This window comes from Halobellus inordinatus (assembly GCF_024498335.1).
In the GTDB taxonomy this organism is placed as follows: domain Archaea; phylum Halobacteriota; class Halobacteria; order Halobacteriales; family Haloferacaceae; genus Haloquadratum; species Haloquadratum inordinatus.
Genome location: NZ_CP101825.1, coordinates 692,616 through 716,435, shown reverse-complemented (window position 1 = coordinate 716,435; position 23,820 = coordinate 692,616). Strand labels below are relative to the sequence as shown.

Below are 23,820 nucleotides of genomic sequence, written 5' to 3'. Positions count from 1 at the left end.
CAGATTTAAATCCGAGAGCGCCCCACGCCCGGATATGAGCGCGGACACGACGCCGAGCGCCGAGGGACCGGTTCCCGAACTGCGGGAGCGGGCGGTCGCCTGCGCGGAGCGACTACAGAGTGCCGACCGTGTGCTGCTCGCGTCGCACATCGACGCCGACGGGCTGACGAGCGCGGCCATCGCCGCGACGGCGCTCGAACGTGCCGAGATTCCCTTCGAGACCGTGTTCGCGAAGCAACTCGACGAGCGGGAGGTCGCTCGCATCGCCGCCACCGACTACGACACAGTTCTGTTCACAGACTTCGGGAGTGGTCAGTTGGACGTCGTCGCGCCCTACGCGGCTGACGGCGCGTTCACCCCCGTCGTCGCCGACCATCACCAGCCGGCCGACGTTCCGGAGGGGATCGACGAACCGGCGTTCCATCTCAACCCACTTCTTTTCGGGCTCGACGGCGCGTCGGAACTCTCCGGGGCCGGAGCCAGCTACACGCTCGCGCGCGCACTCGAACCGCCGGAGGGAGACAACCGCGACCTCGCCGGCCTCGCGGTCGTCGGCGCGGTCGGCGATATGCAGGGCACCGACGGTGGGCTCTCGGGCGCGAATCAGGGCATCGTCGAGGAGGGCGTCGCCGCCGACGTGCTCGAGGAGGCGACGGACCTCCTCGTCTACGGCCGCCAGACGCGCCCGCTTCCGAAGTTCCTCGAATACGCGAGCGACGTCCGTATTCCGGGCATCACGAACGACGAGAACGGGGCGATCGAGTTCCTCTCGGGACTCGATCTCGATCTGAAACACGACGGCGAGTGGCGTCGCTGGGTCGATCTGACGATGGACGAGCGACAGACCGTCGTGAGCGGCCTCCTGAAACGCGCGATGGCCTCGGGCGTCCCCGCAGATCGCATCGACGACCTCGTCGGGACGACCTACACGCTCACCGACGAGTCGCCCGGAACAGAACTCCGCGACGTCAGCGAGTTCTCGACGCTCCTGAACGCGACCGCACGGTACGAGCGCGCCGACGTCGGCCTCGCGGTGTGTCTGGGCGACCGAGAAGATGCGCTCGCCCGTGCACGCAAACTCCTCCGGAATCACCGCCGCAACCTCTCGGAAGGGCTGCAGTGGGTCAAAAACGAGGGGACGACTGTCGAAGACAACGTCCAATGGTTCGACGCCGGCACGCGCATCCGCGAGACGATCGTCGGTATCGTCGCCGGGATGGCCGTCGGAGCCTCCGGCGTCCGCGGCGACATCCCGATTCTCGCGTTCGCGGAGAAGTCCGACGAGGAAGTGAAAGTCAGTGCGCGCGGGTCGCACGGACTCGTCCGCAAAGGGCTGGATCTCTCTCGCGTGATGCGCGAGGCCTCACGAGCGGTCGGCGGCGACGGCGGCGGTCACGACGTCGCCGCGGGCGCGACGATCCCGACTGGAACACAGACGGAGTTCGTCGCCGAGGCCGACCGCATCGTCGGCGAGCAACTCTCCTGAGCCGTCGTCGGTCTCTCGATTCCGGTTTTCTCTCGTGTCCACGTGTCGCTGCCGTCTTCTTTCGACTCATCGCCGATCTGCCGATTCACCGCGGCCGGACCAACACATTTTGTATAGCGTTATCAAGTTTACTCTGTGCCGTTTCCGGTCGGTGGTGGACGAGTCGTTCACAATAATGCACTTGGCGCTGGTCGACGTCGTCTCAAGTATGGTTGAGGCTCTCTCTCGCGACACGAAAAACGAGACTGTCACACTCTCTACGGGCCACCGAGTCGAGTTGCCGCTCGTCACGGAGGCAAGGATGACCGGCGTCGTCCTGTCGGCTGATCCCCTCGCTGCTCGTGCATTGCTTCCGGACGGGCTGACTCCGATTCGACTGACGCCGGGCCGAGCCGGCGTGACGTTCCTGTGCGTCGAGTACCACCGCATCGGGCGTCGCGGTGAGATCGAACCGTACAACGAGTTCGGCGTTCTCGTACCCGCTACTGCTGGCTCGGGTCCACCTCCCTACGCGTCGATTCTCACTCACGGCGTGAGCGGGTACGTCTGGTACCTTCCCGTGACTACCGAACCCGCGAAAGCACTCGGTGTCGACGTCTGGGGCTACCCGAAGGAAGTCGGAGACATCACCCACGTCGACCGGGGTTCGGAACGCCGAACGACCGTCACGGTGAACGATCAACGCGTTATCGATATAACGATCCCTCGACCGCCGACGTTCGAACAAACGCGGTCGTCGGTAAGCTATACAATCAAAGACGGACGTGTGCTGCGGGAAGCGTTGACGCTCGACGGCGACGTCGGATTCTGGCCCTACAGCCGGGTCACGTACTCGATGGGCGATCACCCCCGAGGGCGACAGCTGAAATCGCTCGATCTCGGTGATCGCGCGCTTCTTCGCTTTGCGGCGGACGCGGAGTTCGTCATCGAAACCGGAGAGCCGATAGAGAGCCGTTGAGAAACGACTCCAACGAGATCGGCGCGGACCGCGGTTCTCGGGCGTTCTAGGTGTCCTCCTCGCCCGTTCGTTAGACGTGCGTGACTTTCGATAAACTCTATAACGATATACCAAATCAGCTTCCCGCGTTCACTCGTCGTAGGTACCGCCATCCAGATAGTACTGGACGCGGTCGATCGTGGATTCGGCAACTTTGCAGAACTCGACGACGCGGTGGCCGTTCTCCCGGTAATCCGCTTCTACCTCGACCGTCAGCGACTGATCGCGCAGGTGCTCCAGCAGTGCGTCGAGCTCGTCGGCGTCCCCGCGCACACGATGTCGTTCACCGACGGTCTCACCCGCGTCGACATCCCGGATGGTCTCGACGGCCGGAAGGAGGATCGACTCGCCGAGGTCGTGGGCTCGGTCCCGGAGCCGTTCTTCGCTCTCGTCGAACTCGGCGGCCTGAAACGCCTCGCGGGTGATCCGAGAGAAGACGAAATCTCGACCGAGATCGAACGGCAGCGAGAACGCGTACGCGAGTTCGTCGTGGTGCTGGCTCTCGGTGGTGTATTTCACCATCGACTCGCTGTCGGCCGTCTTCATCACGACGCCTTCTCGTTCGGCGTCGTCGAGGTCGTCGATGACGGCGTGAATCTGCTCGGGGACTTCCGTTGGCTCGTATCGGCCGAACAGCCGGGGCTGCGGGAAGTCGTACCGTTCGCAGAGATCACGTCGCTCCGAGACCGAGAACGGGTCGCCCGATTCGCGGTCGCGAACGTCGAACACGCGAATCGCGTACGAGTCGACGCCGTCGTAGTCGTGCGTGGAGTACGGTGTCTCGGGGCCGATCAGTTCGGCGCACAGCATCTTTTTTGGGTGATTCTCGAAGAACGGTCCCAGATCGAGCAGTTCTCGCGCTTTCGCAGTCGTGTAGGGGCAGACGTACCCGCCGCGCGTGAACGCGAGCGGCTCGTCCGAGCCCCCGACGGCTGCGACGCGGACGTTGAATCCGTCGAGTTTCTCCTCGGCGACGACGGTCTCGCCGGTCTCGAAGAACGAGGTGACGCCGGCGTCGAGTGCGAGCACGCGCGGGATGCTCGGATAGCCACGTACGATGGCGTCGTCGCCGAGAATCACGGTCCCGCGCTCGACGCCGTGACGGGAGTCGGGAAGTACGTAGACTGTCTCGCCGCCGACCGTGCGCTGCTCGAAGTGTTCGAACAGTCCAGCGGGATCCGACGCGGTCGAGTCCAGCCGCTCGAAGCACGCGCGTTCGTCCATACGGATACTCCGGGAGATTCGGTGAAAAGAGTCGGCCCGTGGCGCGTCCGGTCGGCTCTATAATAGCGTTTGCAAGTCTTTACTCACTCGATCGCACGACTGCGTGCGATCTGATGAGCAATCAGTGCAAACGCTACTATAGGGGATGACCTCTTTAGGGTTCACTCACGAACAGCGAGGTATGCCCGGTGACCTTCCGCGCCAGCAGTTCGTCCTCGACACGTCGCTCTTCATCACCGAGGAGATCCGCCGGGACGACGAGTCGCTGACCGACGCCGTGCTCAGACTGCTCGACCTCGTCGCGACGGCCCGATTGGAACTCAACATCTCCTGTCATATGCCGCCCTCCATTCACGACGAACTCGCGACGATGCTCCGCGACCGCGACGTCGACGACGAGGTGTTCTCGCGGCTCGACACGTGGGTCGTCCGCAAGAGCCCCGACCGCTACGGCGTCACCATCCCGGCGAACATCGTCTACGACTTCATCGACGAGATGAGCGACCGGGTGGATCGAGGCCTCCGCGTCTCCGAGAAGGCGCTTCGCGAGGTCGAACAACTCGACCCGGCCAACCTCGCGCAGGGCGACATCGACGACGGCGCGGCCGACTATATGACCGAGGCCGACCGAATTCTCTCAAATATGCGGGACAAGTACCGGAAAGCGCTCCGGCAGGGCGTCCTCGACTCCCGGGAGGACTTCGACCTCCTCGTGCTCGCGCGGGAACTCGACGCCGGCGTCGTCACCGAAGACCGGGGCATCATCTCGTGGGCGGACGAGTTCGGCCTCCGTTACGTCCGCGGCGGGCAGTTCCCCACCTTACTGGAGGAGTACCTTCGGGCGACGGGTGCCGAGGGCTACGCACCCGAGTAGGCCGACCGCGACTCCACGCGACCAGCACAGAGTCGTTATCGTACCACAAACTATCAAGTGTCAAATTAAATTTATTACGAACCGCGAACAAGTATAAAGTGGAATCGAGGTGATCAGCAATGGCACTGCCGACTGATCCCACGAGTTCCTGGATGCAAGGGCTCGACTTCCCGTCCCGAATCTTCGGTGACGCCGGGAGTACAGACTACGAACTGTACGAGGAGGACGAGGAGTTCGTCCTCACCGTCGAGATGCCGGGGTTCGATCGCGAGGAGATCACCCTCGCGTGGGACGACGGCGTGTTGAACATCGCCGCTGATCACGTAGAGGAAGACCGCGGTCGGAAGCGGACCTACCATCGACGCTTCCGCTTCCCGAAGGACGTCGACGACGACGCGATCGACGCCACCTACAACAACGGCATCCTCGAAGTGACCCTCCCGCTCGAAGCCGAGGGAACCACGCACGGCAAGACCATCCCCATCGAGGGGTGAGACGGCCGGTAGCGCCGCGACCGACCCGCCGGCTTTCCGCCCGTGACGGTCGGTTCCGACGGGGTTCACAAACCGCGTGACCGACCGTTCGTCGACGGTCGACTCGGCGCGGATGCTGCGACCGTGATTGTTTCTGTGTCGACCGATCCGACTTTCACTCGATCCGGGAGAGTCCACCCCGGCGCTGTCTTCGCGTTCTGTCAGCATCCGAAACGAACGGAAGGGCTCTTTGCGTCGAATCTGTTCACTGCCTACTGATGGTTTCGACGTTGTTCCTCGTCGGCGTCGCTGTCGCCGCCTTCGTCGGCGTCAACATTGGCGGCTCCTCGACGGGCGTCGCCTTCGGGCCGGCGACGGGCAGCGGCGTTCTCTCGATGCGGCAGGCGTCCGGTTTGATGGCCGTGTTCGTCCTCGTCGGCGGCTTCACGATCGGAACCAACGTCGTGCAGACGCTCGGCAGCGGCTTCGTCGCCCCCGAGTACTTCACGCTCACCGCGTCGATCGGTGTGCTCCTGTTCATCGGGGTCGGGATCCTGCTCGGCAACGTCCTCAGAGTCTCGACTAGCACGAGCCAGACCGCCGTCGCTGCCGTCGTCGGGATGGGTGCAGCGCTCGGTGCGCTCAACTGGCGCACGGTCGGCGTCGTCGTGATCTGGTGGCTTCTCTCGACGATCTTGGCGTTCTGGCTTTGCGCGTTCGTCGGCCGCTACCTCTACGACGCGGTCGTCGACACGCTCGATTTGGCGTCTCGGGACAGCCGACTCGCGGAACTGGCGGTGATCGGTATCGGCTGCTATATGGCGTTTTCCGCCGGTGCGTCGAACGTCGCAAACGCCGTCGCACCGCTCGTTGGATCCGGGGAACTGAGTATGCTCCCCGGTGTCGCGATCGGTGGTCTCGCAATCGGCGTCGGTGCGTTCGCGCTTGGCCCGCGGACGATGGAGACCGTCGGCGAGGACATCACCGATCTCTCCTTGGAGGCGTCGTTGATCGCCGAGACGATCGCTGCCTCGATTCTCACCGGTCTGAGCTGGGCGGGCATTCCCGCGAGCCTAGCTGTCGTCTTGACTGCCTGCGTCATCGGTCTCGGGTGGGGGCGTGCGAGCCGTCGAGTGCCGCTCCAGGCTGTCGTCCGTCCGGACGGTCTCACGAACGACGAGCAGGCGACCTGGGCGATCGACCAGCTCGATCTGTTCGACCCGAGCACGACGAAGCGGATCGTGACGACGTGGATCGCGACACCGACGGTCGCAGGCGTCATTGCGTTCGCTGCGTTCGAGGCCGCGGAACGCCTTCATCTTCTCACGTGATATCGTGTCGTTCACGTGACGTCGAGATCGCCATCCTTCGACGCTCGCCGACGCAGTCTCGCGATTTCTGCGAGTCAGCCTTTTGCATCTCAGCCTCCAACACGCGTACGATGTTACTCAGTACGCTGAGCGGGGGCTTTCGCGGACGCGAGACGCAGTTCCACATCGAACTGCTCTACGGGGCGCTCTTCGTCGTCGGCTTCGCGTATCTCGTGTTCCGCGTCGACCCGCGGGTCGCGGCCTTCGAGGGTGGCCTCGTCGTGGGGTATCTCCTGCGGATCTGGGAGAAGATGTCCATCTACGAACGCGTACTGGAAGAGGCCGTCTCGCGGGAGGCCGAGACCCAGGTCGAAGCCGAGGTGCAAGAGCAGGTGGACGAGCAGGTGGAAGGCCACGTCGAAGCCGAGGTCGAAGAACAGGTCGACGAACGAGTCGGCGACCGCGTCGAAGCCGAGGTGCAAGAGCAGGTCGGCCAGCAGGTCCAAGCGGAAGTCGACGAACAGGTCGGCGAACACGTGCAGGAACACGTCGAAGCGCAGGTGAGTGAGCAGGTCAGTGAACACGTCGAGGAGGAGGTCGACGAACGGGTCCAAGAACGCGTCGAGGAAGAGGTCGGCGAACAGGTGCAACAGGAGGTCGACGAACGGGTGCGAGAACACGTCGAGTCGGAACTCGACGAGCGAGCGGGCTCACAGTGACCCAGACGGCGTCTCTACGCTCTTGCCTCCCTTGGAGGCTGTCTGCCGTTCGATCGTTTTCGACGCGGCTACGTCACAGTCACCCGGTGATCTCGCGGTAGAACGACACCGAGAACACGGTGAAGAATCCGCCGAACAGCGTTCCGAGGACGACGATCAACGCGGTGACGCCGGCGAGGCCAGCGATCGATGCTGACGTCTGCGGCGCGGCCGCTGCCATCCCCGGTCCCATCGCCGGACTCGACGTCGTGCTCGGCGTGAGGACGAACGAGCTGACGGCGAAGACGCTCCCGAGGAGGCCACCGACCACGCCTGCAAGCACCGTGTATCCGAACGTGCTCAGGAGGTTCCCGCGGACGACCCCGACGCTTCGCTTGAGGCCGTCGACGGCGTCTCTGTCTTCGAGGACGATCGCCTGCCCGTAGAACTGGACGAAGAAGACGATCAGCAGGTACGCCAGCAACGCCACGGCGACCACTACGCCGATCACGGCGAGCGCGGCGAGATTTGCGCTCTGGAAGCCGCCGCTCCCGAGGAACAGCACGCCGCCGGCGATGCTCGCGGCGAATCCGAACATCCCGAACACGAAGTTGACCGCGACGAGGACGAGATACGCGATCAGGACCGCGACGTAGTATTGCTTGCCGGCAGCGACGAACGTGTCGAGCGCCGTTCGGCCGCCGAGAGCCTCGTCAGCCATCGCGAACAGTCCGCCCTGTACGAACGGCATCGCGGCGACGAACACGAGCGACAGCGCCGCGGAGGCGACGCTCGCGAGCAGCGGATTGACCGACTGGAGGAGCAGTATCGGGAACTGTACGATCATCAGCGCGAGTATCGGTACGAAGAGCACCGGATTTCGGAGGAGGGCGCCGGGGCTCTGTCGGAGGGCTGTCTGGACGGCCATACGAGGGTACAGTTCTCCGCACCCGCACAAAAAGTCTGGCGTGGTCGCCGTCGTCGCCCGTCGCTGTGTGATCGCGCTGGGCGCCCTTCTCTACTCGATCTGTCGCTCTCGAACCGTCAACACCGGGACGGACGCCGTTCGGAGGATTTTCTCGGTCACGCTGCCGAGCAGGTAGCGATCGAGGCCCGTGCGGCCGTGCGTGCCCATCACGACGAGGCCGATATCGTGTTCGTCGACGTACGAGCAGATCGTCCGGTAGATCGACGTTCCCGTCTCGACGTGGCCCGTGATGTCGGCCTCGTCGACGCCGGCCTCGGTTGCGACGCGGACGCCGTCGTCGACGAACTGCTGTGCGTTCGATTCCAACTGTTCGATCTGGAGGTCGACCCGCACGTCGAGACCGAGGTGGGCGATGTCGACGACGGAGAGGAGGTTCAGCGTGGCGTCGTCAGCGGCCGCGAGGTTCGCGCCGAACGAGAGCGCCGTCGTGGCACAGTCGCTGCCGTCGATCGGGACGAGGATGCGCTCGTAGGGGTAGTCGAGATCGGACTCCTCGTCGGGTTGCACGGTGAGTACGGGGGCGTTCGAACGCCTGACGACGCGCTCGGTCGTACTCCCGAGCACGAGCCGTTCGATTCCCGTGCGTCCGTGCGTGGGCATCACGACGAGGCCGACGCCCGTCTCCTCGGCGTACTCGACGATCGCTTCGTAGGGCTCGCCACGCCGGACCGTCGTGACGGTCTCGACGCCCCGGTCGGCGGCGCGGGCGGCGGCGTCCGCGACGATCGTTTCCGCCTCTGACTCGACCGCCTCGGCGACCTCGTCGCCGTGAGTGAGCCGATCGCCGCCGGGGCCAGCCGCCGTGAGGACGTGTAACGTCGCCTCGTGTGCGACGGCCAAATCGAGCACGTGATCGAGTACCTGCTCTGCGCCCTCGCCGCCGTCGGTCGGAAAGAGAACCTCCTCGAACATACTTTCGCAATCCACGCGAGCCCCCAAATAGCGTCGGATATGTAATTAGGTTGTACTTTCTGTGATCCGGTGATCGTTTCCTGTGATCCGGTGATCGTTTCCTGTGATCCGGTGGTCGTCTCCGTCTGTGGACGACTGCCCGGCGCCAGCGGCGCTCACTCGGTGTCGTCAGGCGAGACGGGGTGGTCTTCGTCGTCGGCTTCGACGTCGAGCGGGTCTTCGAGGTCGCCCATCACGGCCTCGAAGGCGTCCGTCGCCGTCAGGAGGCCAGCGACGTCACCGCCGTCGAGGACGAGCGCGAGCTCCTGTCGCTCCACCTGAAACTGATCGATCGCCTCGCTGATGAGCGTATCCGCCGACAGCGTCATCGGTGGCGCGGCGATCTCCTCGAACGTCGTGGTTCCGTCCCGAAGGTCGTCGACGTTCGCGACGACGGTCGGTACGTAAACGATCCCGCGGAAGTCTTCGGGATCCGCGCCGACGAGCGGGAACCGGGTGTGCGGACTGTCACCGATCCGTTCGAGGTTCTCTACGACCGACGCGGTCGTCGAGAGGAAGACGACGTCCTCGGCGGGGGTCATCTCGTCGCGGATCGAGCGGTCGCCGACCGTGAGGGCGTTGAGAACCTCCTCGCGCCGCTCCTCGGGCAGATCGCCGCGGTCGAGGACCGAGCCGAGTTCGTGGCGGAGATCCGCCCGCGACTCGATGGCGTCGGTCTCGGCTTCGAGCCAGGCCCCGGTCATCTCGACCCCGAACAGTTTGAGCGTCCACTTCGCGACGCTGTCGCCGATCGTGATGATCGGAGAGATGATTTTCGCGAACCAGTACAGCGGCGTCGCGCCGTAGCGGGCGACGAACTTCGAACGCTCGACGCCGAGGTACGTCGGGGTCTGCTCGCCGTGCGTGAGGTGCAAGAGGTTGATAATCAGGAACGCCAAGACGCCGCCGGCGCCGATCGACGCCAGGACCGTCGCCTGGAAGTACGGCTCGAAGAGTGCCGCTAGTGCCGGTTCGGCGACGATCCCGACGGCGATACTGGAGGCCGTGATACCGACCTGACAGCTCGTCAGGTAGATCTCCAGGTCGTCGGTCATCTCCCACGCGCGACGCAACCCCGGTTTGTCGAACTCGGCTTCGGAGTACTGCCGCACGCGGGTGAGCGCGAACTCGATGGCGACGAAGAACCCGTTGACCAGAATCAGCGCGAGACCGGCGAGCAGTCGGAGGGAGATCTCGAGGCCGTTCATACGGCGGATTCGTCGCTCCCGCGACAAATACGTGGGGGACTCGGCCTGTCGCCGCGGAGCCGAGACGCCGACCCTGCTGAGCCGGGACGCCGACTCTGCCGCGCCCGGACAAAACCGGTTTGTACCGACCCGGCCAATCACGGGTATGACCGACTTCGATCCCGAGAAGTTCGAGGACAAGTACGCGAACTACTTCTCCGAACTCCAGCGCGCGTACAAGAACGCCTTCGAGACGATGAACGACCAGTACGACTCGGAACTGATCCACGCCATCGACCAGCAGATCCTCAACGAGTCCGAGCCGTTCTACGAGGACGGCGACTTCCGGATCGAACTCCCCGAGAACCCCACGGAGCGACTGACGGCCGTCATCGTCGACGACGAGAAGCTCTCGACAGTGCTCGATCGGTACGTCGAAGAACTCCGCGAGCAGCACCGTCGCGTCTTCGGTCTCGACGATTGAGGCGGCTTCGCTGCCTGCCGCTATTGGAGGGAACCAAAGGCCTAAGCCCGTCCACACCGAAGCGATCGGTATGAGCACGGACGCCGCGAACGGCGACGACGACCTGAAAGAGCGCGTCACGAACTTCCTGCGCCGCAACTTCCCACAGATTCAGATGCACGGCGGCTCGGCCGCCATCCAGCACCTCGACCGCGAGACGGGCGAGGTCACCGTTATGCTCGGTGGTGCCTGCTCCGGCTGTGGCATCTCTCCGATGACGATCCAGGCGATCAAGAGCCGGATGGTCAAAGAGATCCCCGAGATCGAGACCGTCCACGCCGAGACCGGAATGGGCGGCGGCGGCCACGACGGCGGAATGTCCCCCTCCTTCCCCGGCGAGAGCACGAGCGAGGGCGACGACGCCGACAGCGACGAAGGTCCCCAGGCCCCGTTCTGATCCCGACCATCGGGTCGAGTTCGACCTGGGACCGGTGACTCTTTGATGCCCTCGCTGCGAGGGTGGGTATGAGCATCGAATCGCCCGAGAACGTCCTCTTCGTGGTGATGGATACGGTCCGTAAGGACCGCCTCACGCCGTACGGGTACGACCGCCCGACGACGCCGAACCTCGCCGAGTTCGCCGAGGAGGCGACCGTCTTCGAGCAGGCCGTCGCACCCGCGCCGTGGACGCTGCCCGTTCACGCCTCTCTCTTTACCGGGATGTATCCCTCACAGCACGGTGCGGACCAGGAGAACCCGTATCTGGAGGGCGCGACCACGCTGGCACAGACGCTCTCGTCGGCGGGCTACGACACCGCCTGTTACTCCTCGAACGCGTGGATCACGCCGTACACCCACCTGACTGACGGCTTCGACGATCAGGACAATTTCTTCGAGGTGATGCCCGGCGAGTTCCTCTCGGGACCGCTCGCTCGCGCGTGGAAGGCGATGAACGACAACGAGGCGCTTCGAACGCTCGCGGACAAGCTAGTGAGCCTCGGTAACACTGCCCACGAGTATTTCGCCGACAGCGAGGGGGCCGACTCGAAGACGCCCGCAGTGATCGACCGAACCAAGTCGTTCATCGCGGACGCCGACCAGTCGTTCGCGTTCATCAATCTGATGGATGCACACCTTCCGTACCATCCGCCCGAGGAGTTCGCAGAAGAGTTCGCACCGGGCGTCGACTCCGCGGAAGTGTGTCAGAACTCCAAGGAGTACAACTCCGGCGCACGCGACATCGGCGACGACGAGTGGGCGGATATCCGCGGCCTCTACGACGCCGAAATCGCGCACATCGACGATCAACTCGGCCGCCTGTTCGACTGGCTGAAAGCGGAAGGCAAGTGGGACGATACGATGGTCGTCGTCTGCGCGGATCACGGCGAACTCCACGGCGAACACGACCTCTACGGCCACGAGTTCTGTCTGTACGACCCGCTCGTGAGCGTCCCCCTGATGATCAAACACCCCGCGCTCGACGCCGATCGCCGAGAGGACCAGGTCGAACTCGTCGACCTGTATCACACCGTCCTCGACGTCCTCGACGTCGACGGCGGCACGCCGGCGTCCCCAGCGGAAGACGCCGTCGCGCTCGATCGCACCCGCTCGCTCGTCTCCGACTCCTATCGCGCCTTCGAGGACCTCGACGCCGCCGACCGCGATCCGGGACAGCGCGGCGACGGCGACTACGCGTTCGTCGAGTACTCCCGGCCCGTCGTGGAATTGAATCAACTGGAGGAGAAAGCGGCCGACGCCGGCATCACGCTCCCGAGCGATTCACGGTTCTACTCGCGGATGCGCGCCGCACGCCGGACAGACGCGAAGTACGTCCGCATTGACCGCATCGAAGACGAGGCCTACCGACTCGACGAGGACCCCGCCGAGACGGAAAATCTCGCCGACGCCGCCGACTCCGCGATCGAGGCGACAGACGAGACGCTCGCCGCGTTCGAGTCCGCTGTCGGCGGTGCGTGGACCGACGCGCTCGACGACGACGTCTCCGACGACAGCGTCGACGAGATGGACGACGAGGCCCAAGAGCGGCTTCGCGACCTCGGCTATCTGGAGTAGTACTATAGTAGCACTTGCAAGTCTTCACGCATCGGATCGTCCGCTGTCGTGCGATCGGATGAGCAATCAGCAAATGCTACTATAGCTTTTCAGCGCACGCCGTGTCCGTCTTCCCAGGCTCTGAGGAGATCGGTCAGCGTTCGGTTTACCGGAACCCGCAGGTCGTGCTCTTCCGCCCGGCGAACCACTTCGCCGTTGATCGCGTCGCTCTCGGTGCGCCGACCGGCGTCGACGTCCTGCAGCATCGACGAGCGGTTCGCCGCCGTCGCGTCGATGACGGTCTCCAGTGCCGCTTCGGCGCGGTCGGTCGGGAGGTCGACGCCGGACGCGCGGGCGACACGGGCCGTCTCACGAGCGGCCCGCCGCGCCGTCTCCGCGCCCGGGCCCGACGCGAGCGCGCCGTTCTCGACCCGCGCGAGCGCCGTGACGGCGTTGATGCCGGCGTTGACCGCGAGCTTTTCCCAGCGACGGCGGGGCATATCGGCCGCGACGAGCGTTCGGACGTCGGCGTCGCGGAACGCCTTCCCGAGGCGTTCGGCCCAGGGGTGGCGCCCGCCGTCTCGGTTGCCCACGACGACGCGCCCGACGCCCGTGCAGACGACGTGTCCGGGACCTGCGAGTCGGGCCCCGTAGGTCGCTGTCCCGGCGAGTACCGGACACGCTAGCCCGCGGGCGAGGGTTTCCTCGGTCAAGCCGTTCTGGAGTGAACAGACGGCCTCGCACTCGCCGGTCGCGAGCGCCGCGGCGGCGTCCTCGGTGTCGAACGCTTTGACCGTCACGAGCGCGACGTCGGCCTCACGCCCCGCACCGTTCGTCGTCGCATCCGGGTGCGTGTGCGCCTCGACGCCCCCCGAGATTTCGACGCCTGACTCGCGGACGGCCGAGATGTGTGGGTCGCGGCCGACGAGAGTCACGTCGTGCGTGCGCGCGAGCAGGCCGCCGAGCAGCGTGCCGAGGCTCCCCGCGCCGAAGACGAGAACGTTCATACGACGCGGGAGGCGGCCGGATGCAAAAAAGCGGGTGGAGGCGGTTGGAATGGGAGTCGAGCGGAGATCGGGCGGCGCGAGATCTCGGTGAGAACGACGCGTTCACATAAAGTCCGCAATACCTGACTGTTTGTTCTTGTCGTTCTCGAAGACGGATTCGAGACTCTTCTCTAAGACTTCGAGCCGCTGTTTCGTGTACTCCCGGCAGCCGAACTCCTCGGCGACGTGAATGGCGGTGTCCATATACTTGTTCACCGAGCCCTGGTGCACCGTGAGATTCACTCGGCCGCCGCACTCGCGACAGTCGCCGGTCAGCGGCATCCTGCGATACTTCTCGCCGCAGTCGAGACACCGCGTCTCCTGCCGTGAGAACGCCCGGAGGTTCCCGATCAGGTCGGGGAGGAAGTGATATTCGATGACGCGCTCTGCGACGTCGGTCTCGTCGACTGCCCGGAGCTTTCGCGAGAGTTCCAACTGGGCGTCCATCTTGTCCATCATCGACCCGAGCGTCTTGTACGCCGACAGGTCGGGACCGAGCGCGATGTTCGAGGTGTCGTGGGTGTGGTCGAAGCCGCGGTACTCGTCGTCGGTGCCGAGCGTGTCTTCGCCCAGTTGGATCAGGTCTTCGACGTCCTCTGGGTCCGCGAGCTCTCGCGTGGCCTCGTAGAACTCAGTCGGGTACTGCCGGACGATGTCCATATTGTGCGCCTCGTCGTCGATCTCGCTGGGATCGATCCGCGAGGACATCACGAGCGGCGCGTCCATCTGCCCGCCGCGCTTGTCGGGCAGGTAGTCTTTCGAGAAGTTGAGCAGGCCGTCCATCAGCAGCATCACGCAGTCTTCGTCGCCGTCGCAATTCCGCCGTTTTGCGGCGTGAAAGTACGGATGCGCGTAGCCGACGGCCGCAGACGTGAAGCCGACGACGCGGCCGACGACCGCGGCGGAGGTGTGCGGTGCCATCCCGAAGACGAGTTCGCCGACGAGGTCCTCGCGGTCGTCGACTTCGTAGAACGGCGGCAGGTCGTAGAACTGCTCTAGGAGGTCGTCGACGAAGTCCGCGGTCTTGAGCATATGCTCGGCCGCGCCGTCCGAGAGGACGATGTCCTGGACTTTCAGTTCGACGAGCTGATCGTCGAACTGCAGGGGTTCGCCGTCGATATCCGTCTCGTAGCCGAGTTCGCGGAAGTCGGCGGCGGTCACGTCGAGCTCGGCGGGCCGGACCGCGGTGACCGGGAGGTCGGTCATATCGTAGCGGACCGTGCCGTCCTTGAACGACGTGACGCCGTTCTTCGCGCGGAGGACTCCCTTCTCCATCGGTTCGGGCGTCTTGTCCGCTGAGGTGAGTCCCTTGACGCCTTTCAGGATGTCGTAGGCCGATTCGCGCTCGCCCACCGCTTCGAGGGCCTCCCGGTACTCCTCGCCGACGTCGATGGAGAACCACTCGGGGCTCGTGACGTCGCGCTCGCAGCGCTCGCAGTGCACACGGCCGGATTCGTCGGGTTCGACGACGCGGCCGCACTCCTCACACTCGTAGTACGACTCGGTGTGCGTGCCGCACTCCGGGCACGTCGTTCGGTAGGTGTGGGTGTCGCAGTCGGGGCAGACGCGGTCGCCCACGCGGACGTCGACGACGCCACGCCGGCCTTGATCGTCCCGGAGCCGGGCGGCTTCGCCGACGTCGCGCTGGCTCCCGCCGGCCTCGCCGATGGGAAAGAGCGTGTGCACTGCCGGCGAGAGGTCGCGCGATTCGGACTTCTCGGGGCGGCCCATCCGGTTGCCGATGCGCGTCGGCGCGCGCTCGCGGAGGTCGAAGGGCGCGACCTCGTTCGCGGCTTCGAGCGCGCTCTCGCCGTCGTCCCACTCACAGGCACGGGACGAGAGGTCGTCCGCGTTCCACGTCCGTTCGAGCGAGCCCGTCTCGGCGTCGATCTCGAACCCGAGCGAGCGAACCAAGAGCCGCCACTCCGGCACGCGGATCGTCTCCTCGCGCTGGGTGTGTTCGACGAGGAGGTGTTCGAGCGTCTCCGCGATGGGTTCGGAGTTCGGGAGTTCGAGAACGTCGTTGCGGCCGTCCTCGTTCGCCCCGCGTCCGTCAGCGATACCGGCGTCGCGATCGGCGCTCCCGTCCGCGCCGGCGAGGCCACCGTCGGCCTCCGCAGCGCGGACCTGTCCGCTGTCGACGGTGTCGGCGAGCGCCTCGAACTGCTCGACGGAAACATCGTGCCAGAGATACGTGTAGTCGGGGTGCAGCGGGCAGTCGTACGTCGTCGCCCACTCGTAGGCCTCCGTGGGCGTCGGGTGTTCGAGGTCGACGCCGGGGTCGTCTTCGAGCGCCTGTACCGGCGCGCCGGCGTCCTCGAACTCCTGGACCCACCACTCGTAGACGTAGGAGGCGGGCGCGAGCGGGTGGTTGTTCTCGATGAACTCGCCGAAGTTGACGAGGTACTCGCCGAGGTCGATGATCTTCTCGACGCCGTTGCGGATCTCCAGCGCCTCTTCGGGGTCGTCGATCTGACGCACGTCGCCGTTGGCGAGTCGCACGGTCGGTCCCTCGATGGAGTCGACCGGGATCACGCCGGCTGCCTTCCCGGGGCGTTCGGTCTTTATCTGCGTTCCCGTCGCGAGGAAGTCGTCGACGAGGTGCATCGTCGCCGGATGGACGCCGGCGGTCGCGAAGCCGTGGTTGCGCGAGCGGCCGTAGCGGAGGCGGAACCCGCCCTCGGCGCTCGGGTGGCCGAAGACGGGGCGGCCGGCGATCAGGTCACGGAGGTACTTCGTCGAGGGATCGAGGCGCGGCGGCCCACTGGGGTCGCCGCTGTCCGTGCCGTCCTCGTTCGCGTCGCCGTCTTCGTCCGCCGCATCGCTTTCTGCGCTGGCGTGGCCGTTCTCGTCTCCCGCTGCGGCGGACTCGTCGTCTCCGTCGCTTTCGCCCTCGGTGCCGTCGTCGGCGTCCGCGCCGTCCTTGCCGATGGTGCCGTCGATGAGGTCCTGGAGCCACGGCCAGTCGACCTCCTCTAACCCGCGGGTGTAGCGCTGGATCTTCGGCGCTTTGAGCGCGATCCCCTCCGCGAGGACGAGGCACATCCCGCCGCGGGCGGAGTTGGTGTCGACGCGTTCGAGGTCGCGGAAGCCCGAGACCTCCTCGTCGCCGGTGGCTTCGCCGTCCAGCATAATCGGCATATGCTCGGCGATGAACTTCGTCTCCTTGTCCTTCGGCGAGTACTGCAGACCCGTCTCTTTGTCGTAGAGGGCGACCTCCTCGGCGTAGCGCTCGATCTCGTCGGACCGGGCCTTGTACTCGTCGATGCCGAGCAGCGAGCGGGCGTAGTCGGCGACGAGCACCGAGAGCGCCTGGGCGGTCCCGCCGGCCGAGCGGATCGGGCCGGCGTAGTAGACGTTCACGAACTCCGTGCCGTCGTCGTTTTCGAGGATCTCGACGCGGTCGATTCCCTCGATGGGGGCGGCGACGACCCCCTCGGTCAGGAGCGCGACCGCCGTCCGGACCGCGCCCTCGACCTTTCCGGCGCGGCTGTCGTAGTCGCCGACGCTCCCCTCGACGAAGTCGGTGACGAGTTCGAGTGCGGCCTCCTCGCGGGACATCTGTCCCTCTAGCTCGCGGACGCGCTCTGCGACGCCCGCGATGCCGAGGATGTTCTCGACGCGGTCGGCCATATCCTTCGCGACCGGAATCTCGACCTCGGGCTCGGGGTCGTAGCCGCGGCCTTTGGCGCGCTCTGCGCGGTCGAACGCCTCGTCGAGACGGGATTCGATCCGCTCGAAGTACCGTTCGTCGTCCTCGCGCACGGCTACAGCCAGAGGTCCAGATCGGTCAGTTCGTGGTGCTCCCGTTCGAGCCCCTCCTCGAACGCCCGGAGGTACACCTCGCCGGCGAAGACCGTCGCGGCGTTGAGGTGCCCCGCGAGCGACTGCCCGGAGGGCCGCGAGAGGACGGCGTGGGTGTGTGCGAAGCGCTCGCCGTCGAGGTAAGAGACGTTGCCGACGCAGGCTGCCACTTCCAGCGGTTCGTCGAACGTTACCGAGTGGTACTCTTTGTCTTCTTGATCGTAGAACCACACCTCGGCGTCCTGAACGGCGCCCATCGCCTGAAACCACGCGGCGTCGATCTCTTCGAGGGCGGCGAACTCCTCGATCTCGGTGCGCCAGTCGGCTCCCGTCTCGAGCCGAAGCAGGAACTCCCGGCTCGCGTCGACCTCGCGGTAGTGCATACTCCGTTGCTCGGGAGACGCGGACAAAAACCTCACTGTGTTCGCATCCGCCCTCGGCGCTGCCGACACCCGGCGCTCGCCGACCGGTACATTTAGGTATCAGTGTAAAGCATCCTTTACTGTAAAGCGAGCTTTACATAGCTCGCGTGATCACGATGACAGAGACGATGTCGACAACCGCTGCTTCGGAACGGTCGTATCGACGTGCACACGGTGTCCTCTCGGGGCTATCGGGACTCGCGCTGGGCGTGCTCATCGCTCTGGGCCGGCCGCTCCTCGGGGTCGTCGGGTTCGTCGCGTTCCTCGGTGCGGCGGGGTACCTCCGGGTGAGCTACGCGGGCACGCTGTTCGACGAGCGCGACGAGCGGACCCACGAGCGCGCCGCCGGGTGGACGCTCGCGCTCTTCGGATGGGCCTCGGCGGTTTTCTTCCCGACGCTGACGGCCCTCGTGGCTCTCGGATATACCACCTGGCCGACGTGGCTGACGCCAATTGCTCTGACCGTTCCGGTCGTCTACGGTGCGTACGGCGTCCTCCTGCTCGTCGCTCGGCGGCGCGTATGAAAAACGACCTCCCCGAGCGGCGCGAGCGCGCGGGAATCAGCCAGGCCGAACTGGCCGAGGCAGTCGGCGTCACTCGCCAGACGATAAACGCCGTCGAACGCGGGCGCTACGACCCGTCACTCGAACTCGCGTTCGCGCTCGCCGGCTATTTCGAATGTCGCATCGAGGACGTCTTCGACCCTGCCGACGAGTGACGCGGGACTGTCGCTCTCGACCGGCCCGATTGCGAAAAAGCGCTGAAAGCTACTGCGACTGCGAAGTGGCCTGTCAGGCCCACTCGTCGAGCGACGGCGCCTCCGATACTCGCATCGAAAGCCACGCATCATCGCGGGAAATGTCCGCGATAATGAACTCCGATTGAGCGGGAGTGGAGTCCACCGAGGCCATCACCTCGGCGCGCGACGCGTCGGACGCTGCGGCCGTCGCATTCGGCGTCATGTTTGTGAGTGTGTCTCATCCATACATAAACCCGTCGGATCGGTGTCGTGACGGAATCCACGGATGTGTATATTTTTCGGTCTGAAAGAGCACGATAATGCACATCTACCGCTCGAGGGTCGACGAATGGTACTCCGGCACCGACTGGTATGATAGGACTTACCAAGCAACCCGACACTACGGAGCGTGTGGTAGTGTGCGGACACCTAACAACCATCAGGTAAATTATATACAGATATGCCAACACGCAGCAAGTATGACTGACGAACTCCCGTCCCAACCCGGGCCGCGTCGCCAGGCGCAGCTGTTCTCGGAGACCGCAGACACGCCGGACATCCCGATGTCGTTCGATGATCTGGAGGCTGCCGCACTGGAGGCGCTCTCCGACGAAGCGTACGACTACGTTGCCGGCGGCGCGGGCGGCGAGGACACCGTCGACCGGAACCGCGAGGCGTTCCGCCAGTACCGCTTGCTCCCCCGGATGCTCCGGGACGTGAGCGAGCGGGACCTCTCGACGACGGTCTGCGGCACCGAACTGAACCACCCCGTGATGCTCGCGCCGGTCGGCGTCCAGTCGATCATCCACGAGGACGGCGAGCGGGCGAGTGCCCGCGCCGCCCGCGAGTTGGGTCTGGGTATGATCTCCAGTTCGGCGGCGTCGACGACGATGGAGGGCATCCGCGAGGAACTCGGCGACGCGCCCGGGTGGTTCCAACTGTACTGGAGCGCGGACCGCGACCTCGCGAAGAGCTTCGTCGATCGGGCGACGGAAGCCGGCTACGAGGCGCTCGTCGTCACGCTCGACACGCCGATGCTCGCCTGGCGCGAGCGGGATATGCAGCGCGGCTACCTCCCCTTCCTCGACCGCGACGGCGTCGCGAACTACTTCTCGGATCCGACGTTCCAGTCGCGCGTCGACGGCGACGTCGAGGAGAATCCGGTCGCGGCCGTCAACGAATTCCTTGAGGTGTTCAGCGATCCCTCGCTCACCTGGGACGACTTCGCGTGGCTCTGTGAGTACAGCGATCTCCCTGTCGTGCCGAAAGGCATTCTCCATCCCGCGGACGCCGAGCGAGCGGTCGAGGCAGGTGCGGCCGGCGTCGTCGTCTCGAACCACGGCGGCCGCCAGGTCGACGGTGCGGTCGCAGCCATCGAACAACTGTCGGCGGTCTCCGACGCCGTCGGCGACGAGGTCGACGTTCTGTTCGACAGCGGGATCCGACGCGGTGCGGACGCGCTGAAGGCGCTCGCGCTCGGCGCTGACGCCGTCTTGCTCGGCCGCCCGTTCGTGTACGGATTGGCTCTCGACGGGGCCGACGGCGTCCGCACCGTCTGTGAGAACTTCCTCGCCGATCTGGACCTGGGGCTGGGGCTCGTCGGCCACGACGACGTCGCGGACGTCGACGAGTCGGTACTGGCCGACTGAGACTGTGTGCGAGCGGTCAGCGCGTGGGCGCTTCCGGACAGGCCTTCAAAGAGTACAAGAGGTGTGGCACAGTAAAGCGCCGTATGAACGTTGCCGACGCGATGACTCCCCGTGAGGACGTTGTTACTGTCGAACTTCCGGGGACTCGCGATGACGTGTTGGAGTACATCCAAGAGCGCGGCTTCTCCTCGGTGCCGGTGGTCAAGCAGACCGACGACGGCGAAGAGTACCGCGGACTCGTCTCTCGCGAGGAACTGATCGAACGCCCCGACGAGGACCAGCTCGCGGTCTTGATGCGGGACGTCCCGACGGTCACCGCCGACACGAGCGTCGTGGACGCGGCGCATCTGATGATCGACGCCGGAACCCGGCGCGTCCCCGTCGTCGACGGCGAACTCGAAGGCATCTTCACCGTCACCGACGTCGTCCACGCCATCGCCCGCGGCGAGGTCGAACTGGAGGCGACCGCCGGCGACGTCGCGACCGAGGACGTGAACACGACCTACGACGGGACGCCGCTCCCGGTCGCCGAGCGCGAGATCTTCTACGCGAACGTCCCCTACGCGGTCTGTCTCGACGACGAGGGACGGATGAACGGCATCCTCACCGAAGTCGACATCATCGAGGTCGCCCGCGTCGTCGAGGGCGAAGACGACACCGGCGACTCGGTCGCCGGCCAGGACGACGAGTGGATGTGGGAAGGTATCAAAGCCATCGGCAAGCGCTACATCCCGACGCGGAACGTCGAGCTGCCGACCGAGCCGGTCTCGACCTTTATGTCTGAGGACCTCGTGACCGTCTCGACGCGCAAGCCCGGCGTCGAGATCGCACAAGCGATGATCACCGAGGACATCGAACAGATCCCCCTCGTCGCGGGCGACGAACTCGTCGGCATCGTTCGCGACATCGACCTCCTGGAGGCACTGTGATGAGCGAGGAGCAGACCGAAGGCGAGCGACTCGCCGAACTGGCCAAGCGCCGCGGCTACTTCTTCGGCGCGAGCGGCGCGTACGGCGGCGCGGCGGGGTTCTACACGTTCGGTCCGCAGGGCGCGGCGCTGAAGTCGAACGTCGAAGACGCCTGGCGCGACCGCTTCACCGTCCAGGAGGGTAACTTCGAGATCGAGGCGCCGACGATTATGCCCGAGCCCGTCTTCGAGGCGTCGGGCCACCTCGACGGCTTCGACGATATGCTCGTCGAGTGCCCCGAGTGCGGCGAGTCCCACCGCGCGGACCACCTGATCGAAGACGAGACCGACATCGAAGACGCCGAGTCGCTGCCGATCGCGGAGGTCGAGGCGCTGATCGAGGAGCACGACCTCCAGTGTCCGAACTGCGGCGCGCACCTCGCGGGCGAACCCGTCGAGGATTTCAACCTGATGTTCGAGACGAACATCGGCCCCGGCTCCTCGACGCCGGGCTACCTCCGACCGGAGACGGCGCAGGGCATCTTCGTCGAGTTCCCGCGCATCAAGGAGTACGCGCGAAACAGCCTGCCGTTCGGCGCGACGCAGATCGGCCGGGCGTACCGCAACGAGATCTCACCGCGGAAGAGCATCGTCCGCACGCGGGAGTTCACGCAGGCCGAACTGGAGCAGTTCGTCGACCCCGAGCGCGACGAACCCGACCTCAGTTCGGTCGAAGACGTCGAGGTGACGCTGTACCCGGCGACCGAACAGCAGGCCGACGACGGCGAGTACGTCGAGACGACCGTCGGCGAGGCGGTCGACGAGGAGATCATCGGCGACCCGTGGATCGGCTACTTCGTCGGGATCGCCCAGGAGTGGTACGAGCGCGTCGGCGTCGATATGGACCGCTTCCGGTTCCGTCAGCACCTCGCGGGCGAGCGCGCCCACTACGCGGCGGACTGCTGGGACGCCGAGAGCGAGGTCGACGGCGACTGGATCGAGATCGCCGGCTTCGCCTACCGGGGCGACTACGACCTCTCGAAGCACGGCGAACACAGCGACGACGACTTCACCATCTTCCGGCAGTTCGACGAGCCGAAGACGGTCGAGCGCGCGGTCGTCGAACCGGATATGAGCGTCCTCGGGCCGGAGTTCGGCGGGGCCGCCGCCGACGTGCAGTCGGCGCTCGAAGAGTTGGCCGAACGCGACCCCTCGGCGTTCGAAGACGAGGAGGTGTCGGTCACGGTCGGCGGCGAGACGAAGACCGTCGACGCCGACGTGGCGAACTTCCGCGTCGAGGAGCAGACGGTCTCGGGCGAGCACATCACGCCGCACGTGATCGAGCCCTCCTTCGGCGTCGACCGGACCGTCTACACGCTCTTGGCGCACGCCTACAACGAGGACGAGGTCGACGGCGAGACGCGCTCGTACCTCTCGCTGTCGCCGACGGTCGCGCCGACGGACGTCGGCGTCTTCCCGCTCGTCTCGAACGTCGAGGAACTCGTCGACCGGTCACAGGCGATCGTCGACGACCTGCGGGAATCCGGCTTCAGCGTCGTCTACGACGACTCCGGCAGTATCGGCCGGCGCTACCGACGCCAGGACGAGGTCGGGACGCCCTTCTGCGTCACCGTCGACCGCGACGGCCTCGAAGGAGAGGGTCCCGACAGCGTCACCATCCGCGAGCGCGACACTGCCCGGCAGATCCGCGTCCCGATCGACGACCTCGTCGCGGAACTCCGGACCGTCGAGAGCGGCGAGCGGACCTTCGACGACCTCGTCGAGGCGTACGAACTCGTCGCGCCGGGCGCGGACGCGTAGACGGTGTCCGCATCGCCCGTCGAATCGCTCCCTCGTCCGTCGGCGAGCGAGCTAAAGCGCCGTCTCGTCCACGCGAGCGGGACCGGCCTCCCGCTGCTCTACATACTCGGATTCGTGTCGTGGTCGCAGTTCGGCCTCGTGATGATCCTCTGTTCTGTGACCGCGGCCGTGCTGGAGTTCTTCCGACTCGTGGTCGGTCTCGACTGGGCGGTCTACGACGAACTCACTCGCTCCTACGAGCAGACGAACGTCGCGGGGTACGCGCTGTATATGTTCAGCGTCACCGCCGTGGTGCTCGTATTCGCGCCGCACATCGGCGTCCCGGCGACGCTGATGCTGACGGTCGGCGACCCCGTTTCGGGGCTGCTCGGGACGACTAGAGAGGCCGGTGAACCGAAGCGACTGCGGACGCTCGGGGCGATGTTCGCGGTCTGCCTGCTCGTTTCGGTTCCGTTTCTCGTCCCGGTCGCGGGCGTCGCGGTCGGCGGTGCGGCAGCCGTGGCGGCCGCGCTCGGGGCGACCGTCGCGGACGGATTCAAGCCGGTGATCGCCGGCTACGTCGTCGACGACAACCTCTCGATTCCGCCGGTCGCGGCCGTCGCTGCCGGCGCAGTCTTGGCTGCCGCCGGGGCCGCACCGGTCTTCGCCTGACCGACGGCCCTGCGGGACGGGCACCTCACCGACCGTATGGCTACTTCCCACGACGATTTTTGTACACAGCCGCCGAAT

The 23,820-nt window shown here is 65.7% G+C and carries 23 protein-coding genes; 15 read left to right on the top strand and 8 right to left on the bottom strand.

The window, feature by feature from the left end; translation table 11 throughout:
- Window positions 1-34: 34 nt before the first annotated feature.
- Both recJ and NO362_RS03665 read left to right on the top strand, forming a co-directional pair.
- Window positions 35-1,486 carry a RecJ family nuclease gene (gene recJ / locus NO362_RS03670; RefSeq protein ID WP_256546164.1) on the top strand — a complete coding sequence of 484 codons (1,452 nt, stop codon included), beginning with the start codon at window positions 35-37 and terminating at the stop codon, window positions 1,484-1,486.
- Between the two features lie 208 nt (window positions 1,487-1,694).
- Entirely contained in the window at window positions 1,695-2,444 is a 750-nt protein-coding gene (locus NO362_RS03665) for an acetoacetate decarboxylase family protein (protein WP_256546163.1), read from the top strand.
- A gap of 129 nt (window positions 2,445-2,573) precedes the next feature.
- On the opposite strand, the gene NO362_RS03660 is transcribed toward NO362_RS03665, so the two are convergent.
- Entirely contained in the window at window positions 2,574-3,707 is a 1,134-nt protein-coding gene (locus NO362_RS03660) for an RNA ligase (RefSeq protein WP_256546162.1), read from the bottom strand.
- A gap of 181 nt (window positions 3,708-3,888) precedes the next feature.
- Between NO362_RS03660 and NO362_RS03655 the strand changes: the two genes are divergently transcribed.
- The 4 genes from NO362_RS03655 to NO362_RS03640 all read left to right on the top strand — a co-directional run bounded on the left by NO362_RS03655 (window position 3,889) and on the right by NO362_RS03640 (window position 7,083).
- A complete protein-coding gene (locus tag NO362_RS03655; protein ID WP_121570818.1) occupies window positions 3,889-4,581 on the top strand; it encodes an RNA ligase partner protein in 693 nt (230 codons plus the stop codon).
- Between the two features lie 119 nt (window positions 4,582-4,700).
- Window positions 4,701-5,075, top strand: a complete 375-nt coding sequence (locus NO362_RS03650; RefSeq protein ID WP_256546161.1) for an Hsp20/alpha crystallin family protein — start codon at window positions 4,701-4,703, stop codon at window positions 5,073-5,075.
- A 257-nt stretch (window positions 5,076-5,332) separates the two neighbouring features.
- Window positions 5,333-6,385: an inorganic phosphate transporter gene (locus NO362_RS03645; RefSeq protein ID WP_256546160.1), complete on the top strand. Its 1,053-nt coding sequence runs from the start codon at window positions 5,333-5,335 to the stop codon at window positions 6,383-6,385.
- Between the two features lie 110 nt (window positions 6,386-6,495).
- Window positions 6,496-7,083: a hypothetical protein gene (locus NO362_RS03640; RefSeq protein WP_256546159.1), complete on the top strand. Its 588-nt coding sequence runs from the start codon at window positions 6,496-6,498 to the stop codon at window positions 7,081-7,083.
- A 79-nt stretch (window positions 7,084-7,162) separates the two neighbouring features.
- Here the strand turns inward: NO362_RS03640 and NO362_RS03635 are convergent, their stop codons facing one another.
- The 3 genes from NO362_RS03635 to NO362_RS03625 all read right to left on the bottom strand — a co-directional run bounded on the left by NO362_RS03635 (window position 7,163) and on the right by NO362_RS03625 (window position 10,209).
- On the bottom strand, window positions 7,163-7,990 hold the full coding sequence (locus NO362_RS03635; RefSeq protein ID WP_256546158.1) for a DUF7847 domain-containing protein: 828 nt from the start codon (window positions 7,988-7,990) through the stop codon (window positions 7,163-7,165).
- A gap of 90 nt (window positions 7,991-8,080) precedes the next feature.
- Complete coding sequence (locus NO362_RS03630; RefSeq protein WP_256546157.1) at window positions 8,081-8,962, bottom strand: universal stress protein; 882 nt, start codon at window positions 8,960-8,962, stop codon at window positions 8,081-8,083.
- A gap of 155 nt (window positions 8,963-9,117) precedes the next feature.
- The gene (locus NO362_RS03625) at window positions 9,118-10,209 is read right to left on the bottom strand and encodes a CNNM domain-containing protein (RefSeq protein WP_256546156.1); all 1,092 of its coding nucleotides are present in this window, start codon (window positions 10,207-10,209) and stop codon (window positions 9,118-9,120) included.
- 145 nt (window positions 10,210-10,354) lie between these two features.
- Here NO362_RS03625 and NO362_RS03620 point away from each other — a divergent pair, with 145 nt between their 5' ends.
- The 3 genes from NO362_RS03620 to NO362_RS03610 all read left to right on the top strand — a co-directional run bounded on the left by NO362_RS03620 (window position 10,355) and on the right by NO362_RS03610 (window position 12,724).
- The gene (locus tag NO362_RS03620; protein WP_121568797.1) at window positions 10,355-10,672 is read left to right on the top strand and encodes a DUF5783 family protein; all 318 of its coding nucleotides are present in this window, start codon (window positions 10,355-10,357) and stop codon (window positions 10,670-10,672) included.
- A 70-nt stretch (window positions 10,673-10,742) separates the two neighbouring features.
- The gene (locus tag NO362_RS03615) at window positions 10,743-11,108 is read left to right on the top strand and encodes a NifU family protein (RefSeq protein WP_256546155.1); all 366 of its coding nucleotides are present in this window, start codon (window positions 10,743-10,745) and stop codon (window positions 11,106-11,108) included.
- Between the two features lie 68 nt (window positions 11,109-11,176).
- On the top strand, window positions 11,177-12,724 hold the full coding sequence (locus tag NO362_RS03610; RefSeq protein WP_256546154.1) for a sulfatase: 1,548 nt from the start codon (window positions 11,177-11,179) through the stop codon (window positions 12,722-12,724).
- Window positions 12,725-12,813: 89 nt separating this feature from the next.
- On the opposite strand, the gene NO362_RS03605 is transcribed toward NO362_RS03610, so the two are convergent.
- The 3 genes from NO362_RS03605 to NO362_RS03595 form a co-directional block, all read right to left on the bottom strand.
- The gene (locus NO362_RS03605) at window positions 12,814-13,710 is read right to left on the bottom strand and encodes a ketopantoate reductase family protein (protein ID WP_256546153.1); all 897 of its coding nucleotides are present in this window, start codon (window positions 13,708-13,710) and stop codon (window positions 12,814-12,816) included.
- A 102-nt stretch (window positions 13,711-13,812) separates the two neighbouring features.
- Window positions 13,813-17,514, bottom strand: a complete 3,702-nt coding sequence (locus tag NO362_RS03600; RefSeq protein WP_256546152.1) for a DNA polymerase II large subunit — start codon at window positions 17,512-17,514, stop codon at window positions 13,813-13,815.
- A gap of 2 nt (window positions 17,515-17,516) precedes the next feature.
- Entirely contained in the window at window positions 17,517-17,936 is a 420-nt protein-coding gene (locus NO362_RS03595; protein WP_121568792.1) for a PPC domain-containing DNA-binding protein, read from the bottom strand.
- A 167-nt stretch (window positions 17,937-18,103) separates the two neighbouring features.
- Here NO362_RS03595 and NO362_RS03590 point away from each other — a divergent pair, with 167 nt between their 5' ends.
- Both NO362_RS03590 and NO362_RS03585 read left to right on the top strand, forming a co-directional pair.
- Window positions 18,104-18,499: a DUF2178 domain-containing protein gene (locus NO362_RS03590; RefSeq protein WP_256288507.1), complete on the top strand. Its 396-nt coding sequence runs from the start codon at window positions 18,104-18,106 to the stop codon at window positions 18,497-18,499.
- Window positions 18,496-18,693 carry a helix-turn-helix transcriptional regulator gene (locus tag NO362_RS03585; protein WP_256288508.1) on the top strand — a complete coding sequence of 66 codons (198 nt, stop codon included), beginning with the start codon at window positions 18,496-18,498 and terminating at the stop codon, window positions 18,691-18,693. Before NO362_RS03590 ends, NO362_RS03585 begins: the two co-directional genes overlap by 4 nt.
- 73 nt (window positions 18,694-18,766) lie before the next feature.
- Here the strand turns inward: NO362_RS03585 and NO362_RS03580 are convergent, their stop codons facing one another.
- Window positions 18,767-18,937: a DUF7556 family protein gene (locus tag NO362_RS03580; RefSeq protein ID WP_199723005.1), complete on the bottom strand. Its 171-nt coding sequence runs from the start codon at window positions 18,935-18,937 to the stop codon at window positions 18,767-18,769.
- 256 nt (window positions 18,938-19,193) lie between these two features.
- On the opposite strand from NO362_RS03580, the gene NO362_RS03575 reads away from it, so the two are divergent.
- From NO362_RS03575 to NO362_RS03560, 4 genes are all read left to right on the top strand, one after another.
- Complete coding sequence (locus tag NO362_RS03575; protein ID WP_256546151.1) at window positions 19,194-20,363, top strand: alpha-hydroxy-acid oxidizing protein; 1,170 nt, start codon at window positions 19,194-19,196, stop codon at window positions 20,361-20,363.
- A gap of 83 nt (window positions 20,364-20,446) precedes the next feature.
- Window positions 20,447-21,292, top strand: a complete 846-nt coding sequence (locus tag NO362_RS03570; RefSeq protein WP_256546150.1) for a CBS domain-containing protein — start codon at window positions 20,447-20,449, stop codon at window positions 21,290-21,292.
- Window positions 21,292-23,091 (top strand): glycine--tRNA ligase, encoded by a 1,800-nt coding sequence (gene glyS, locus NO362_RS03565; RefSeq protein ID WP_256546149.1) that lies wholly within the window; start codon window positions 21,292-21,294, stop codon window positions 23,089-23,091. The genes NO362_RS03570 and glyS overlap by 1 nt, the downstream gene beginning before the upstream one ends.
- Window positions 23,092-23,094: 3 nt before the next feature.
- Window positions 23,095-23,742, top strand: a complete 648-nt coding sequence (locus NO362_RS03560; RefSeq protein WP_256546148.1) for a diacylglycerol/polyprenol kinase family protein — start codon at window positions 23,095-23,097, stop codon at window positions 23,740-23,742.
- The last annotated feature ends 78 nt before the right edge of the window (window positions 23,743-23,820 follow it).

Coding starts and splice junctions, on each gene's coding strand:
- recJ (WP_256546164.1), top strand. CDS start 35: ATGAGCGCGGACACGACGCCGAGCGCCGAGGGACCGGTTCCCGAACTG.
- NO362_RS03665 (WP_256546163.1), top strand. CDS start 1,695: ATGGTTGAGGCTCTCTCTCGCGACACGAAAAACGAGACTGTCACACTC.
- NO362_RS03660 (WP_256546162.1), bottom strand. CDS start 3,707: ATGGACGAACGCGCGTGCTTCGAGCGGCTGGACTCGACCGCGTCGGAT.
- NO362_RS03655 (WP_121570818.1), top strand. CDS start 3,889: ATGCCCGGTGACCTTCCGCGCCAGCAGTTCGTCCTCGACACGTCGCTC.
- NO362_RS03650 (WP_256546161.1), top strand. CDS start 4,701: ATGGCACTGCCGACTGATCCCACGAGTTCCTGGATGCAAGGGCTCGAC.
- NO362_RS03645 (WP_256546160.1), top strand. CDS start 5,333: ATGGTTTCGACGTTGTTCCTCGTCGGCGTCGCTGTCGCCGCCTTCGTC.
- NO362_RS03640 (WP_256546159.1), top strand. CDS start 6,496: ATGTTACTCAGTACGCTGAGCGGGGGCTTTCGCGGACGCGAGACGCAG.
- NO362_RS03635 (WP_256546158.1), bottom strand. CDS start 7,990: ATGGCCGTCCAGACAGCCCTCCGACAGAGCCCCGGCGCCCTCCTCCGA.
- NO362_RS03630 (WP_256546157.1), bottom strand. CDS start 8,962: ATGTTCGAGGAGGTTCTCTTTCCGACCGACGGCGGCGAGGGCGCAGAG.
- NO362_RS03625 (WP_256546156.1), bottom strand. CDS start 10,209: ATGAACGGCCTCGAGATCTCCCTCCGACTGCTCGCCGGTCTCGCGCTG.
- NO362_RS03620 (WP_121568797.1), top strand. CDS start 10,355: ATGACCGACTTCGATCCCGAGAAGTTCGAGGACAAGTACGCGAACTAC.
- NO362_RS03615 (WP_256546155.1), top strand. CDS start 10,743: ATGAGCACGGACGCCGCGAACGGCGACGACGACCTGAAAGAGCGCGTC.
- NO362_RS03610 (WP_256546154.1), top strand. CDS start 11,177: ATGAGCATCGAATCGCCCGAGAACGTCCTCTTCGTGGTGATGGATACG.
- NO362_RS03605 (WP_256546153.1), bottom strand. CDS start 13,710: ATGAACGTTCTCGTCTTCGGCGCGGGGAGCCTCGGCACGCTGCTCGGC.
- NO362_RS03595 (WP_121568792.1), bottom strand. CDS start 17,936: ATGCACTACCGCGAGGTCGACGCGAGCCGGGAGTTCCTGCTTCGGCTC.
- NO362_RS03590 (WP_256288507.1), top strand. CDS start 18,104: ATGTCGACAACCGCTGCTTCGGAACGGTCGTATCGACGTGCACACGGT.
- NO362_RS03585 (WP_256288508.1), top strand. CDS start 18,496: ATGAAAAACGACCTCCCCGAGCGGCGCGAGCGCGCGGGAATCAGCCAG.
- NO362_RS03580 (WP_199723005.1), bottom strand. CDS start 18,937: ATGACGCCGAATGCGACGGCCGCAGCGTCCGACGCGTCGCGCGCCGAG.
- NO362_RS03575 (WP_256546151.1), top strand. CDS start 19,194: ATGACTGACGAACTCCCGTCCCAACCCGGGCCGCGTCGCCAGGCGCAG.
- NO362_RS03570 (WP_256546150.1), top strand. CDS start 20,447: ATGAACGTTGCCGACGCGATGACTCCCCGTGAGGACGTTGTTACTGTC.
- glyS (WP_256546149.1), top strand. CDS start 21,292: ATGAGCGAGGAGCAGACCGAAGGCGAGCGACTCGCCGAACTGGCCAAG.